14 protein-coding genes and 1 pseudogene are annotated in these 13,869 nt (G+C 55.9%); 13 read left to right on the forward strand and 2 right to left on the reverse strand.

Translation table 11 applies throughout. The annotated features are described in order from the left end of the window. Positions 1-71 precede the first annotated feature (71 nt). The 4 genes from J4859_RS15950 (at position 72) to J4859_RS02900 (ending at position 3,084) form a co-directional block, all read left to right on the forward strand. Positions 72-212 (forward strand): hypothetical protein, encoded by a 141-nt coding sequence (locus J4859_RS15950; protein ID WP_249113727.1) that lies wholly within the window; start codon positions 72-74, stop codon positions 210-212. Further along, entirely contained in the window at positions 209-1,270 is a 1,062-nt protein-coding gene (locus J4859_RS02890; RefSeq protein ID WP_249113728.1) for an aminotransferase class I/II-fold pyridoxal phosphate-dependent enzyme, read from the forward strand. Before J4859_RS15950 ends, J4859_RS02890 begins: the two co-directional genes overlap by 4 nt. A gap of 29 nt (positions 1,271-1,299) precedes the next feature. After that, positions 1,300-2,082 carry a pyrroline-5-carboxylate reductase gene (proC, locus tag J4859_RS02895; protein ID WP_212332656.1) on the forward strand — a complete coding sequence of 261 codons (783 nt, stop codon included), beginning with the start codon at positions 1,300-1,302 and terminating at the stop codon, positions 2,080-2,082. A gap of 132 nt (positions 2,083-2,214) precedes the next feature. Beyond that, positions 2,215-3,084, forward strand: coding sequence for a putative ABC transporter permease (locus J4859_RS02900; protein WP_212332657.1), 870 nt, complete (start codon positions 2,215-2,217; stop codon positions 3,082-3,084). Positions 3,085-3,178: 94 nt separating this feature from the next. Here the strand turns inward: J4859_RS02900 and eno are convergent, their stop codons facing one another. Beyond that, positions 3,179-4,468 (reverse strand): phosphopyruvate hydratase, encoded by a 1,290-nt coding sequence (gene eno, locus J4859_RS02905; RefSeq protein ID WP_212332659.1) that lies wholly within the window; start codon positions 4,466-4,468, stop codon positions 3,179-3,181. A 191-nt stretch (positions 4,469-4,659) separates the two neighbouring features. Between eno and J4859_RS02910 the strand changes: the two genes are divergently transcribed. The 4 genes from J4859_RS02910 to J4859_RS02925 all read left to right on the forward strand — a co-directional run bounded on the left by J4859_RS02910 (position 4,660) and on the right by J4859_RS02925 (position 8,629). Next, complete coding sequence (locus J4859_RS02910; protein WP_212332661.1) at positions 4,660-5,130, forward strand: dCMP deaminase family protein; 471 nt, start codon at positions 4,660-4,662, stop codon at positions 5,128-5,130. A gap of 373 nt (positions 5,131-5,503) precedes the next feature. Then, on the forward strand, positions 5,504-5,908 hold the full coding sequence (locus tag J4859_RS02915; RefSeq protein ID WP_212332663.1) for a PTS sugar transporter subunit IIA: 405 nt from the start codon (positions 5,504-5,506) through the stop codon (positions 5,906-5,908). 57 nt (positions 5,909-5,965) lie between these two features. Further along, a complete protein-coding gene (gene nagA / locus J4859_RS02920) occupies positions 5,966-7,192 on the forward strand; it encodes an N-acetylglucosamine-6-phosphate deacetylase (RefSeq protein ID WP_249113729.1) in 1,227 nt (408 codons plus the stop codon). Positions 7,193-7,318: 126 nt separating this feature from the next. Then, on the forward strand, positions 7,319-8,629 hold the full coding sequence (locus J4859_RS02925; RefSeq protein ID WP_249113730.1) for a glutamate-5-semialdehyde dehydrogenase: 1,311 nt from the start codon (positions 7,319-7,321) through the stop codon (positions 8,627-8,629). Here J4859_RS02925 and J4859_RS02930 read toward each other — a convergent pair. Further along, positions 8,626-10,470, reverse strand: coding sequence for an elongator complex protein 3 (locus tag J4859_RS02930; RefSeq protein ID WP_212332665.1), 1,845 nt, complete (start codon positions 10,468-10,470; stop codon positions 8,626-8,628). The genes J4859_RS02925 and J4859_RS02930 overlap by 4 nt on opposite strands. A gap of 1,243 nt (positions 10,471-11,713) precedes the next feature. Here J4859_RS02930 and J4859_RS02935 point away from each other — a divergent pair. From J4859_RS02935 to J4859_RS02955, 5 genes and pseudogenes are all read left to right on the forward strand, one after another. Continuing rightward, positions 11,714-11,953 carry a hypothetical protein gene (locus tag J4859_RS02935; RefSeq protein WP_212332667.1) on the forward strand — a complete coding sequence of 80 codons (240 nt, stop codon included), beginning with the start codon at positions 11,714-11,716 and terminating at the stop codon, positions 11,951-11,953. A gap of 147 nt (positions 11,954-12,100) precedes the next feature. Next, the gene (locus J4859_RS02940; protein ID WP_212332669.1) at positions 12,101-12,508 is read left to right on the forward strand and encodes a transposase; all 408 of its coding nucleotides are present in this window, start codon (positions 12,101-12,103) and stop codon (positions 12,506-12,508) included. A 33-nt stretch (positions 12,509-12,541) separates the two neighbouring features. Continuing rightward, a pseudogene (locus J4859_RS16685) lies at positions 12,542-12,703 on the forward strand (ISL3 family transposase); the annotation flags it as partial. Positions 12,704-12,743: 40 nt separating this feature from the next. After that, complete coding sequence (locus tag J4859_RS16690; protein WP_305852696.1) at positions 12,744-12,935, forward strand: transposase; 192 nt, start codon at positions 12,744-12,746, stop codon at positions 12,933-12,935. 108 nt (positions 12,936-13,043) lie between these two features. After that, the gene (locus J4859_RS02955) at positions 13,044-13,814 is read left to right on the forward strand and encodes a bifunctional 2-polyprenyl-6-hydroxyphenol methylase/3-demethylubiquinol 3-O-methyltransferase UbiG (protein WP_212332675.1); all 771 of its coding nucleotides are present in this window, start codon (positions 13,044-13,046) and stop codon (positions 13,812-13,814) included. The last annotated feature ends 55 nt before the right edge of the window (positions 13,815-13,869 follow it).

A 13,869-nucleotide genomic window follows, 5' to 3' on the forward strand; every position in this document is an offset into this window, starting at 1 on the left:
CGTATCCTCTAAAGAGAACGATACCAAAAGAACGCCAAACTGCTCTGGGCGTTTCGGGAAGGAAACAGAGCATGAGTGAAGTGTTCGATTACACCACGGATCCAGAGCGTGTCGGCCACGACGCAATGGCAGTCGACATTCTGGGGAAACGGGGAGCGCCGGGAGCTTCAAAGAGGGGTTTGACCCGGTCCTCATGTGGGTGGCGGATATGAACTTCAAAGCCCCCTCCTACATTCCGGACGCGATGGTGGACAGGATCAAGTATCCGTTCTTCTGCTACGCTGCCCCACGCGATGAACACTCTGACACAATCATCAACTGGCAGCAAAATGGGGTTGAGGGCCTCACCCGTGAGGCGATCGGCTACGAGGGCGGTGTCTTGGGTGGTGTGATGTCTGCAAGCGCCGCCTTCACCGCTGCGGGTGACGCCGTCTTGGTGCACAGTTTGGCTTACATCGGTTTTACCGGCTGCCTCAAGCGTGTAGGATGCAGGATCACCCACTTACCGCTGGTGCGGGACAGCGAGGGCGTCTGGTGGATGGACTGTGAGGATATGGACCGCAAGCTCGAGGAGTACAAGATCCACCTTATGATCTTCTGCAGCCCGCAGAATCCGGCCGAACGCGTGTGGACCACAGAAGAGCTCGAGAAAGCAGGCGAGGTCTTCGCAAAGCATCACTGCATCGTGCTCTCCGATGAGATCTGGTCAGATCTCATCATGCCGGGCTACCGTCACATTTCCTATCAGTCAATCAACGAGGATGCCAAGATGCGCTGCATCGCCCTCTATTCCTCCTCCAAGCCCTTTAGCCTTGTGGGATTGGTGGGCTCCCGTCACACTATCTATAACCCCTATCCGCGTGACCGGATCGAGTCCGTGGCGGAGGGTACCCGCTACAACAAGATGGATATCCTTTCGAGGTATGCCCTGATGGGGGCCTACAGTGGCAAAGGGGCGGAGTGGATCAAAGGGCTGGTGTCGGTCTTGAGCGAGAATGTGGACATGGCTGGGCAGTACCTGCGTCCCTACCATATCCACGTTGCCCGTCCGGAGAGTATCTGCCTGCTCTTCCTTGACTGTTCAGGCTACCTGAAAGAGCATGGCATCACGATCAACAAACTGATTCGCGCAGGTTGGGACGTGAGCGTGATCTGGCAGGACAGACGTCTGCTCCACCCGGGTAACACGATCCGCATGAGCCTGGCCTCACCGACCGCACGCGTTGAAGAGGCATTCTCATGGCTCGATAAGTACGTGTTTACAGATTAACTGTCACTACGAAATAAGAGGAGCTTAAGATGGCAAAACTCGGCTTTATCGGAATGGGCAACATGGCGCTCGCGCTCACCGCGGGTTTTATCGAGACAGAGGCACTCAAGCCACAGGAGATCGCAGCCTTTGCCCCGCACCAGGACAAACTGAAGAAGAATGCGGGGCGTCTCGGGTTTGTCCCCTGCACCTCCTTGCAGGAGCTTACGCAGTCAAGCGAGGCGCTGGTGATGGCCTGCAAGCCGGTGCAGGTGGAGGGGGTGCTCAAGGAGCTGGGGGAATCCCTCTCTGGGAAGGCGCTGCTCTCCATTGCCTCAGGGTGGGACTTTGAGGCCTATGCGAAGCATCTGCCTCAAGGCGCGCGCCTCCAGTTCATTATGCCCAACACCCCGGTCAAGGTGCACGAGGGGGCGCTGCTCTTCGAGGACAAGAACAGCCTCACGGAAGAGGAGCATGCTTGGGCAGTCAAGCTCTTCTCCTCAATCGGTAAGATCGTCGAGATCCCGAGCGACCAGATGGATATCGCAAGCGCCATCACCGGTTGCGCTCCGGCCTTTGTTGATCTTTTCATTGAAGCCTACGCGGACGTCGCGGTAAAGTATGGGGTGAACAGGAGCCAAGCGTATACCTTGGTCTCCCAGATGATCGAAGGGAGCGCCGCACTCCAGCTTGCCACGGGCGAGCATCCCGCCGCACTCAAAGATGAGGTCTGCTCACCGGGCGGCACCACGATCCGCGGAGTCTGTGCGCTTGAGGAGCACGGGTTCCGTGCGGCCTGCGAAGCTTCCATTGACGCGATCATGAACTCCTGAGAAGGGTGAGGAGATACACTTCTTATGAGACGTCTCCGCTACGGTTAGGACTGATACGTGTTTTGGTCATTACTTTCCCTTGTCGTGCTCTTACTGCTCATCAGGTTCGGCTTTTGGGTCGTCAAATCCTTCATGGCTTGGCTGGGCCGCGGTGAGCCGGTCAAGCGCGCAGTCAGAAAGCGCACTGTCTCCCCAGAAGTGATCGAGGCGGTCAACAACCTCGCCAAATATCGGGCAGCCAAGCATCTCGGCCAGCAGACAAAGAAGCCCGTGCACCTGGCCTGGAAGCAGATCGTGGGGATTCAACGCTCCGAGCGTCTGGTGCGTGATGATTACGTCGACCACATGCACATGAGCTGGTACCAGTGTGTGATCATCTTTTTGCTCTGCGCTTTTGGTGGCCTCGTGCTTGAAGAGGTGTGGATGTTCATCTCTGCAGGGCTCACTCAAGGCCGCTACGGCCTCGTGTGGGGCCCCTTCTCACCGGTCTACGGCATCGGTGCGTTGTTCCTGACGGCTGCGGGCACGTTTGTGAGAAGAAAGAACATCAAACCGTGGGTTTTGTTTATCTCCTGCATGCTGATCGGCGGGGCGCTCGAGCAGCTGACTGGCTGGCTGATGGAGACCTACATGGGCGCGGTCTCGTGGGACTACATCGCCGGGCACGTCCCTGGTGCGATCACCAAGTGGGTTGCGGTCCCGTACCTCTTTGTATGGGGCATCCTGGGATGCCTCTGGACCTATATCATTATGCCCTGGTTCCTCTTCACGATCGGAGAGCCGACAACGAAGCGTCAGGTGGTCTTTGTCGCCCTCCTTATGATCTACGTTATTGCCGACTTTGCAATGACGCTCGTGTGCTTCAACCGCCGCACGGCACGCGATGAAGGCATCCCGCCGCAGAACAGCCTTGAGGAGTGGGTGGACGGACACTACTCCAATGAGTTTATGTCGCAGCGGTTCGAGAACATGGTGATCGAGCAGCGCGATCCTGATGAGTAGTGGCGTCTGATAGCTGCGGTTACCAGAAGAAGCCGGGGCGCCTCATGAGAGATGCTCCGGCTTCCTCATGTGTACAAACTTCTAAGCGTTCAGCCTAGCGCAGGTTGTAGAAAGCCTCCCTGCCGCGGTAGGTAGCAGCGCTGCCCAGTCTGTCCTCGATGCGGAGCAGCTGGTTGTATTTCGCGACGCGGTCGGTTCTGGCAGGAGCACCGGACTTGATCTGGCCGGTGTTCATAGCCACGGAGAGGTCGGCGATCGTCGTGTCTTCGGTCTCGCCGGAGCGGTGCGACACGATCGCGGTGTAGCCGGCTTCCTTTGCCATCTCGATTGCGTCTAAGGTCTCAGTCAGGGAACCGATCTGGTTCACCTTGATCAGGATCGAGTTGGCAGCGCCGAGCTTGATGCCCTTCGCGAGGCGCTTAGTGTTCGTCACGAACAGGTCGTCACCGACGAGCTGGATCTTCTTACCGAGGCGCTGTGTGAGCTTCACCCAGCCATCCCAGTCTTCTTCGTCCAGACCATCCTCAATGGAGATGATTGGGTAAGTGGCGATCAGATCCTCCCAGTAGTCGATCATCTGATCGGAGGTGAGGGAGCGGCCTTCACCCTTGAGCTCATAGAGCTTCTTGCCCTTGTCGTAGAACTCAGAGCTTGCGGGATCCATTGCGAAGATAAAATCCTCACCTGGAGTGAAGCCGGCAAGCTTGACGGCCTTCATCAGGTACTCGAAGGGCTCTGCGTTGGTCTTGAAGTCCGGGGCAAAGCCGCCTTCATCGCCGACGCCCGTCGAGAGGCCGGCATCCTTAAGGACCTGCTTCAAGGTGTGATAGACCTGGCTGGCCCACTGAAGGCCAGTGTGGAAGTTCGGAGCGCCGACCGGCATGATCATGAACTCCTGGAAGTCCACGTTGTTGTCGGCGTGTACACCGCCGTTCAATATGTTCATCATCGGCACCGGCAGGGTGTGGGCACCGACCCCGCCCAGATACTCATAGAGTGGCATACGCAGTGAAGTTGCGGCGGCACGGGCGACTGCGAGTGAGGCACCGAGGATTGCGTTGGCACCGAAGTTACCCTTGTTCGGGGTGCCGTCGGCGGCGATCATTGTCTCATCGATTCCACGCTGGTCGAGGGCATCGCGACCGACCAAGAGCTTCCTGATCTCATGGTTCACGTGTCCGACTGCCTTGGTGACTCCTTTGCCGAGATAAGCCTTCGGGTCGTTGTCTCTGAGCTCGACGGCCTCAAACTCACCGGTGGAGGCGCCGGACGGGACGAGGGCACACGCACGGGTGCCGTCGTCGAGTGTGACTTCCACTTCAACCGTGGGGTTGCCGCGGGAATCCAGAACTTGGCGTCCGTATACATCTGCGATGGTCTTCATGAGTGCAATCCTTTCACTCGTTACTACGATTACCTGACAACAGAATGCTTTAACAGTTAACCGTAACTAACTACCTTATCAATCATCATACCCACTGAGCGGCGCACTATACAGAAGAATCAACTAGTATGGGAAAGAATAAAAAATTCTGAGACGATCACACCTGATACGGCTGCAGAGAAGGGGTAAGCATGCCGAACAAGCGCAAAGATTATATATCGTGGGACGAGTTCTTTATGAAAATGGCAATGGCGGCACAGCAACGCTCTAAGGACCCCAACACACAGGTCGGGGCTTGCATTGCGGATACGAACCACCGGATCTTGAGCGTCGGATACAACGGGACCCCTTCTGCCTTAAACGACGATGACTTCCCCTGGGGGCCTTCGGACGATCCTCTAAAGGACAAGCACTCCTACGTGATCCATGCGGAAGCCAATGCGATCCTGAACTTCAGAGGCTCCCTCAAGGATATGCAGGGAGCAACGGTCTATGTGACGCTGTTCCCGTGCCACGAGTGTGCGAAGCTTCTGGTGCAGGCGGGCATCGGGGAAGTGGTCTACCGGGACAATAAGTATGCCGGCTCGATCGACAACCAGATTGCCTGCCGTATCTTTGACACTTGCGGTGTGAAGTACCGCCAGATGATCATCGACGAGTAGTGGCGCACCCAAAACAAATCTGATATTCCAACTGCGGCGGCCTTTGGACCGCCGCAGTGCTGTAGAGATCCTAGGGAAACGATGATTAATGCCTATGCTGGCCGCGAAAGGCCACGTGGCTAGTCCTTTCTAGCACATTATTGGGAATTAATCATCGTTTCCCTAGATGTAGTAGGGGGAGAGGAAACGGTATTCTAGAACGGATGTTGACAAAACGATGGAGTTTCTACCGCACACCGAAAAATAGGAGACTTGGCAGGTGGCACAATCTCGCTTCAGCTTCCTCGATTTATGGGAAAGCGTAGTATCAGGGTTACGTCTGTTATTGACTTAAAGGTTTTGATCCGCTGTGTGACGAAACGAGGTAACGCACATGGTTGGCTATGTTGTAACGGGGCACGCAGAGTTTGCGCCGGGACTCGCAAGCTCGCTGAACCTTTTAGTATCGTCGCTTCCAGACTTTGACGCAGTGCCGTACCGCCTCGGTGAAGAATCAAGCTACCTCCAGCGTCTGACTGAAGCCGTGTCCCGTGTCGGACAGGATGAGGAAGGTGTCATTATCTTCTGTGATCTGATGGGGGGAAGCCCTTTCAATCAGGCGATGGCGCTGGCAAAACAGACTGACGGCGTCGAGGTTATCACCGGAGCAAATCTCTCGATGCTGCTTGCCGCCTACAATGCGCGCGCCGAAGGTGTAACGATTGAGGAGCAGGTCGCGACGGCGCTCAAGGCCGGTAAAGACGGGATCAATAACCCCACTGCAAAGGATGACGCATAGCCAGATACAATCAGGCGTGGCCATATAAGGTCTTGGAAGTACAAGAGGTTGCAGCGGATGCCCCAAGGACGGATACTGCAGCTGATAGTTTTTGACGCTGACCGAGAGGGGACCGGTATGGCAGGCTACGCGCTTCACGCTCAACACGTTGTTCTTCCTTCGCATCTGAGTGGTGCAGGGTATCTGAGGATTGAGAATGGCAAGTTCCGGGAGTTCTCAGAAGAGAAGCCGGACTGCGATATTGTCGAGTTGGGCAATGCGATTGTAGGGCCCGGCCTCGTGGATACCCACATCCACGGTTTCTTCAATCACGCTACGACCGATGCGGATGCGGCGGGCCTGAACGAAGCGAGCCAGAGACTTGCAGAGCGCGGCACTACCAGCTGGTTGCCGACGACTTTCACCGATTCGGTCGAACACATCACCGATCAGTGCGCGGCGATCTATCAGGCTACACAAGCCCGCGATGGTTCGTTCCTAGGCGCCCGTATTGCAGGTATCTATCTTGAAGGCCCCTTCTTTACCTCAAAGCATGTGGGAGCGCAGAATCCCGAATACCTGATTGCCCCGAACTATCGGGATTTGGAGCAGTGGCAGCTGGCTTCCCACAACATGGTGGTGAAGAGCGCACTGGCTCCAGAATACCCGGAGGCAAGTGCCTATATCGAGCAGGCGACTGCTTCAGGCGTGGTCTGTTCATTGGGGCACAGCGATGCCACCTATGATCAGGCGATGCGCGCGATTCACGCAGGTGCCACCTGCTTTGTGCATACTTACAATGGGATGCGTGGTCTCCACCACCGTGAGCCGGGTATCTTAGGCGCGGCGATGATCAGCAAAGAAGCCTACGCGGAGCTCATCTGTGACGGGCATCACGTAGTGCCCGCAGCCTGCGAGGTCTTGGTGCGCGCGAAAGGTTGGGAGCACGTGGTGCTGATCACCGATTGCCTGGGCTGCGGTGGACTTCCCGAGGGTGACTACATGAGCGGCGGCCTGCCGGTTGTCCTGAAGGACAATCTCTGCTATCTAAAGAATGAGGATGGAACCCTCGGCAACATTGCGGGTTCGGTCCTGACCTTGGCAGAGGGCGTCAAGAACATGGTGGATCGGGGCATCGTCACTCCGGAGCAGGCGATCCGCATGGGCTCTGAGATCCCCGCACGCTCCGCGCATCTGGATCGCACCGCAGGCTTTATCCTGCCGGGACGCAATGCCGACTTCAATGTCTGGGTACCGGATCTGTCACTTGAGGCCACCTACATCGGCGGCGTCAAGGTTGCTTGATTGATCTAGCTACCTCTGCTGTATAAAAACAGACCGCTTTTGGCGGTCTGTAAGTCTGTAATAGGGTTGTGATGTTCCTTTGTTACACTAGGCGCAACTCTTGTAATAGCTGAAAGGATACATCCCGTGGAAATCGTAAAGACTGTTCACGCAATGCGTGGTGTCGCGCCCGCGCTTGCGGCCTCCTCACTCGAAGCTAGAAACCAAGCGCTCGACAATATCGCCGAAGGACTCAAGAACCATGCACAGGCGATCTTTTCGGCTAACCGGGCAGACTGCAGCAACGCCCAGGCTGTGGGTATCGCTCCAACTATCTTGCATCGGCTGAAATACGATGAGAAGAGACTGCAGGAGAGCTTAGATCAGCTTGAGGAGCTCAAAGGGCTTGAAGACCCTATCGGCCGCCTCGAGATGGAGCGCAAGCTGGATAACGACCTGGTGCTGCGCCGGGTTAGCTGCCCGATCGGCGTCTTAGGCGTTATCTTTGAGGCACGTCCGGATGCGCTGATCCAGATCGGTTCGCTGTGCCTCAAGAGCGGCAATGTAGCTATCCTCAAAGGTGGCAGCGAGGCGAAGCGCACCAACGAAGCGCTGTTCGAGATCGTCCACGACGCCTATGTGTCAGCAGGATTGCCTGAGCTCTCCTTGTCCCTGGCGCAGACGCATGCTGAGATCGATGAGCTGTTGGCGTGTGACAAGGATGTTGACCTGCTGATCCCGCGTGGTTCCAACGCCTTTGTCCGCTACATTATGGACCACACCAAGATCCCGGTAATGGGACACGCAGAGGGCGTCTGCCACATCTATGTACATAAGGATGCGGATCCTAAGAGAGCCATCTCCATCGTGGTTGATTCAAAGACCCAGTATCCGGCGGTGTGCAATGCGGCAGAGACCCTACTGATCGATCGAGCGGTTGCCCCTGAACTGCTGCCGAAGATTGCGCAGGCGCTCGCACAGCGGGGAGCGCGTCTGAGAGGGACCCAGGAAGTCGTCCACCTGCTCAAGAGAACACCGGACATCCCGGCGGTGGAGCTGATGGGGGACAACGAGTTCCACACCGAGTACGGCGATCTTGTTATGAGCTGCAAGATCGTGGAGAATATCGAGGAAGCTGTCCAACACATCAACCGCTGGAGCTCCCACCACACCGATGCGATTGTCACGGAAGACGAGTGCGCCGCCCAGTTCTTTATGCGCTTTGTCGACTCTGCCGATGTATACCACAACTGCTCAACCCGGTTTGCGGACGGTTTCCGTTATGGCTTCGGCGCTGAGGTAGGCATCGCGACCGGTAAGCTGCAGGCCCGCGGGCCGGTCGGCCTGGAGGGGCTTGAGAGCTATAAATATCTGTTGGAAGGCAACGGCAACATTGTGGCTTCCTACGCTTCGGGGAAGCGCCACTTCCACTTCAAGGACATCAAGCCGCTCTACTAATCGGTGAGGTCGATGCGCTGGTAGAGCCCATTGTCTTTAAAGCCCAGATGGCGGTAGTACTCGCGGGTTCCGACAGCGCTCACGACATTTAACTTAGAATATCCGGCGCCTCGCGCAATCTCTTTCGCGCGATCGATCAGCTGTCTGCCGAGCCCGCGGTGTTGAGCCGAAGCATCCGCTTTACCTAAGTGTGCTTCCTGTCCGTAGACGTGGACCTCGCGGATCATCGCTTCGCCGGGCTCGGTCGGCACTTCCTCGGCTGTGACATTGAGCGTGTGCGTGGCAAGCTCATCCCAGTGGGGGAGGGAGAGGCGCAAAAAGCCCACAATATGGTTGTCTGGCGTGACCCACTGCAGGAAATGCTCGCTTGAGGTCAGTGTCTTATAGGGCACATCGTCGAGCGTAAGCTGTGAGAGATCGACCGCTTTGCGGGCGATTTCACGGTAGCGGATATCGTGGATGAGGCCGGATTCTCCAGCTTTCTCAATCTTCTGCTCCACCATTTGACGCAGGTTGGTTTTCTTGTTGCCGACCATAATGTCCTGTGCACTGATGTCGCGGATCATGCGGGAGATTCTGACATAGGAAGGTGTCACGAGGGTGTCGTGCACAAGGACATCGAGGAGCTCGTCTTCGCTGTACGGCTTCCAGTGTTCCTCTTCATATTCCTTCACCAGGGCGGTCCCCTGAACCAAAGTGCAGGGGTAGAGCTTGATCTCGTCGGGTAGGAAGCGCTTGTCCTCAACGAAGGTCTCGAAGTCCTTTTTATCTGCCTCGGGGTCAGATCCCAGTAAGTTCACCATCAGATGCGTATGGATCTTGAAGCCGTAGAGCCGGATCAAGTTGAGTGTCCGGGAGATCTGCTCGATCGTCGTAGCGCGGTGGTTGATATCGAGGATCTGCTGACGGGTGGATTGGATACCCACCTGCACTTTGGTGCAGCCGAGGGTGCGGAAGAAGCGCAGGCTCTCGGGAGTGATCGCATCGGGACGGGTTTCGATTACGAGGCCGACCATACGCTGGGCGGCAGTCTCGTTCTTCTTCTGCTCTGTTTTGAGCTCCTCAAGGCTTGCTGCCATGCGTCTCCACACGGTCTGGTAGGGGACCGCATGGTCGTAGAGCTTGTGCCAAGCCTGATTGAAGGTCTCCTTACCCTGATAAACTTTCTCTTGTTCGGTGGAGACGAAGTCCTGCAGCATAGCATCCTGATTGGAGAGCCCGGAGCCACGGTAGACCTGATAGCGGGAACGGATCGTGCCAATATCGTTGGGCCACTCGTTGAGGGCTCGGAAGAGTTCCTTTATGAACCAGATCTGATAACTTTGGGGATAGTCGCTCCAGGTGCCGCCGAGGACGATCAGCTCGATCTTGTCGGTTGCGTGGCCCATCTGGCGCAGGGCACGCAGACGCGTAGTGACCTGTAGGTAAGGATCGAAGTAGTTCTGCTCAGCCCGCTGACAGGCCGGCTCGTGGTAGAGGTAGCTTTTCGGCATCCGTAAATCGCACGGGCAGTACAGGCAGTTGCTCGAGCAGGTGTAAGGGCGGGTGATTACGGTGATGGTGGAGACGCCTGAGGCGGTGCGCCGTGGTTTCATGCGCACACTCAGCAGGAAGCGGTGCTCCAACTCCGGATCGATATGCCAGCTTTCCCACAGCTTTTTGCTGTGTTCTTTGATATGGAGGTAGGCGGGCAGGATATTGCGCTTCTTGTAGCGGTGATTTCCGTTGAGCTCACGGCTGTGTTTGCGGATCAGGTGATCCAACTCATCAGGAGTGAGGGGACGGGAGGTATTGCTCGTTGCTCGCAGTGTGGCAAATATGTCTTCTATCAGTGATTCCATAGCAACTCATTATAAAGCCCTGACTGTACGCTCAGGAAGGCCAGCCGGGAAAAGTCAGGCCCTTTACAAGTCCCTGGAATGGACGTCCGTCTTGAGGATCGTGATAAGGGATGCGAATCCTCATTGCTAGTGCAACAGCAAGGATTAAAGAACAGCGACCCGGGGTCTCTCACAATGTGATGGTATCCGCGAAAAAACAATCAAAGGAGGCTGCCCTGGGCTGCTACCATCATCTTAGCTTAGAGAAGCGAAAAGATGTCCCGCTTTCCCACACTGAAGGCAAAGACACATCCCAAGATTGTCAGAAAGCTACACCGCAACAAGTCGACCATAGCTTGTAAGCTTGCAGCAAACTCATGCAACCAAGAAGTATCCGATATACGATACAGAGGCATCTGTTGTACAGGGGCACTGCAACAGGCACAGGCAGTGAAGTCTCAAAGAGCCTCTGTGCCTGTGTGCAGGACAAGACTGTCAACTGTCAGCTATCACCACAACAGATCACAGGAAGGCCCACACTAAAGAAGGGATCATCTCCTGTAGCCTGTGCCACGCTCTGCAGAGCTATCAGTGATCGCACACTTAAAGATAGCTTGGCCTTGTACGTATCAAGTTCCCCGCGATGTCGCTGACAGACCTGATAAGGCAGATGAGCGCTTAAAGGATCAAAGGCTGAGAAGGCAGATAGCACACTGTGGGGAAAGATAAGGGGCCTCACACTTGTCGGCAGGAAGCACAAGATACCTAAGCGCTACCTCTTGGCACAGACACATACAGCACAAGCTGTAGCTAAGACAGGAAAGCTTGCTGTATTTGGTTGTCCTGTCAAGACCAGCACACCAAAGAGAGACAAAAGGGTCTGCACAGCACAGAGATGTCACACAGACACTGAAAGCTGAGCTTCTCTTCTGTCTGCCTTATCACCCGTGGCAAAAAGCGAGCGTTGAAAGACAGCTATGGCCCTATCTAAGAGTATCTCCCAACGCGTACAAGCTTTCGTGATACCACCTTATCTGAAGTCAGACAGCTCTATACGAATGCTACCAACCTAAGACCGAATAGATGCCTCGCTAACAAGACACCCTGGGACGTCTTTCACTTTCAGACGTTGCAGTTGGTAGGGGAATTAAAGGGGCTCTTCGACACGATGTGTGAATGAAAAATATGCGAATGTACAGGTGACACGGCACGTTCTCCTGTAGGTTTTAGGTGTGAAGTAAAGACCCGGCAAAAGGAGCGCACCGTGCGCGTCTCAAGCTTAGCCAAGATCATGATCGGCATCGAGAATATCGTCGTAAAGGATGTGTCCTTCGACGAGGACGCACAGGCGATCGTGATCGACGCCAAGGCCCCACTCCTGCAGATGCGGCAAGTGCGGGCAGAAGGCCCCCCTGCTACGATGCAGGCAGGGGAACCAGGCGCTGGAGATGCCCCGATGTCGTCGGGACGAAGGTGTATGTGCAGGCGGATACATTCAAGGTGAGGTGCCCGAAATGCGATACCGCGGTGCGGAAGCTGCCCTGGGCAGACCATGGTAGCTGGCAACCCGTGCCTTTGAGGACACCTGCTGCTGGCTTGTGCTGTCGATGAGCAAGCTTGCCTGTCAAAGGCTTCTGCGCATCTTGTGGAGGTGGGTGGGCGCGATATGCTCGCGCGTGCTGACAAGGCTCAATCTGGCGCAGCCGCCAAAGACGGCAGACCTCAGGTGGATAGGTGTGGACGAGACAAGCTACAAGAAGGGCCACAGCTACATGACGGGCATAGCCGCAAGGTCTTCGACGCCTTCTTCGAGCAGATCGCCGTTAAGGGAAGGGAGCCCATCGACCTTGTGAGTGCGGACGGAGCGCGTTGGGTGGACGATGCGATGAAGGAGTGGGTGGCACATGCGCTGCGCTGCACAGACACCTTCCACATCGTCCAGTGGACAGCAGAGCTGCTCGACGAGCTGTGCCGCCAGTCATGGAGGGCGGCCGTGCAGAAGGCCAAGGCAGCACCAAAGGGGAGGCGAGCCCCGAAAGGAAGGCCGCAACATCCGTGAAGGGCCCAAGGGACCCGCTCCTTCAAGAACCCAGAGAGCTTGACCGAAAGGCAGAAGGCAGCGCTTCAGCTCACTGCGATCTTGCAGCCGCGCCTCCACAGGGCATATCTGCTGAAGGAAGGGTTGAGACTTGCCCTGAAGCTGCCTGCTAACGAGATCAGGGAGGGCATCGGGAAGTGGAGGGGCAGGGCCTAGCGCTCGAGGATCCCCTAAGTTCGTCGAGCTCTAAAAGAAGATCAGAAGGCATCTGGATACCATCGTCGCCACCTTGGAGAGCGGCCTGTCCAACGCACGCGTGGAGGCCATCAACAACAAGATCAAGCTGACCGTGAGGATGGCCTATAGCTTTCGCAGCCTCGACAACCTCTTCGCGATAGTGATGCTCATATGCTCGGGGCTCCAGGTGCCGCTGCTGGGGAGGGCCTAAAGCTTACATTTCGGTTCACACATTGTGCAGGTGCCTCCAATAAAATGGCCTATTATGAATCAGGAGTTTCGAGAAGAATCCGTTGACGGGGAAAGGCACCACGACAGTATGAACAACCAGGTAGCCCGACGCTTGGATGCTCTGACTGAGGAGTTTTATCAGCGTAATGCAGTGAGCTTTGATGCGACGCGGCAAAGCTCCTGGCCGGGATGGTCAAAGTGCCTTGAGGCAGCGGGACTGCAAGGACAGAATCCTGAGCGTCTGAAGGTCCTGGATGTAGCTGCGGGTAATCTGCGCTTCGCCCGTTTTCTGAATGATGCCTTTCCAGACACAGAGCTGATCTATACGGCGGTTGATTCCTGTGAACCATTGCTGGCGAATTCAAAGCCGATTTCGCATGGACGGGTAAACGTCCAGGTTATCGATCTGATCGAGGAGCTCCTGAAGGGGAATGAAGATTTGTTTAGTGCCTGTGGGCAGCAGGATTTAGCCGTTTGTTTCGGCTTTCTGCACCATACCCCCACTGAAGAGGCGCGTATACATCTATTGCAGTCAATTGTGGAAGCACTGAAGCCCGGCGGCATCGCTGCGATCTCCTTTTGGCGGTTTATGGAAGTGCCTTCACTTGCAAAGAAGACTCAATGGACAACACAGAAAGCGCTGCAGAAGCTCTGTCTCTCCGAAAGTGATCTAGATCAGGGAGACTATTTGCTCGGGTGGGGAGAGACCTCTGATTCCTGGCGGTATTGCCACAATTTTAACGATGCAGAACTCAAGCGCTACTGTGAGGCACTGACGGGGAGCGCAGAGCTTGTACAGCATTTCCGCTCCGATGGTAGACCTGGAGATCTCAATTCATATCTGGTGTTGAGGGCGTAATATCAGGTCAATCGAAGCATAGGAGAAGTATCTTGCACAATAAGCCATAAATGGG

Origin of the sequence: Atopobium sp. oral taxon 416 (assembly GCF_018128285.1) — a bacterium.
GTDB lineage: Bacteria > Actinomycetota > Coriobacteriia > Coriobacteriales > Atopobiaceae > Olsenella_L.

What these genes read in the sequence shown, in the direction of transcription:
- J4859_RS15950 (WP_249113727.1), top strand. Translation starts at nt 72, where the DNA reads ATGAGTGAAGTGTTCGATTACACCACGGATCCAGAGCGTGTCGGCCAC.
- J4859_RS02890 (WP_249113728.1), top strand. Translation starts at nt 209, where the DNA reads ATGAACTTCAAAGCCCCCTCCTACATTCCGGACGCGATGGTGGACAGG.
- proC (WP_212332656.1), top strand. Translation starts at nt 1,300, where the DNA reads ATGGCAAAACTCGGCTTTATCGGAATGGGCAACATGGCGCTCGCGCTC.
- J4859_RS02900 (WP_212332657.1), top strand. Translation starts at nt 2,215, where the DNA reads ATGGCTTGGCTGGGCCGCGGTGAGCCGGTCAAGCGCGCAGTCAGAAAG.
- eno (WP_212332659.1), bottom strand. Translation starts at nt 4,468, where the DNA reads ATGAAGACCATCGCAGATGTATACGGACGCCAAGTTCTGGATTCCCGC.
- J4859_RS02910 (WP_212332661.1), top strand. Translation starts at nt 4,660, where the DNA reads ATGCCGAACAAGCGCAAAGATTATATATCGTGGGACGAGTTCTTTATG.
- J4859_RS02915 (WP_212332663.1), top strand. Translation starts at nt 5,504, where the DNA reads ATGGTTGGCTATGTTGTAACGGGGCACGCAGAGTTTGCGCCGGGACTC.
- nagA (WP_249113729.1), top strand. Translation starts at nt 5,966, where the DNA reads ATGCCCCAAGGACGGATACTGCAGCTGATAGTTTTTGACGCTGACCGA.
- J4859_RS02930 (WP_212332665.1), bottom strand. Translation starts at nt 10,470, where the DNA reads ATGGAATCACTGATAGAAGACATATTTGCCACACTGCGAGCAACGAGC.
- J4859_RS02955 (WP_212332675.1), top strand. Translation starts at nt 13,044, where the DNA reads ATGAACAACCAGGTAGCCCGACGCTTGGATGCTCTGACTGAGGAGTTT.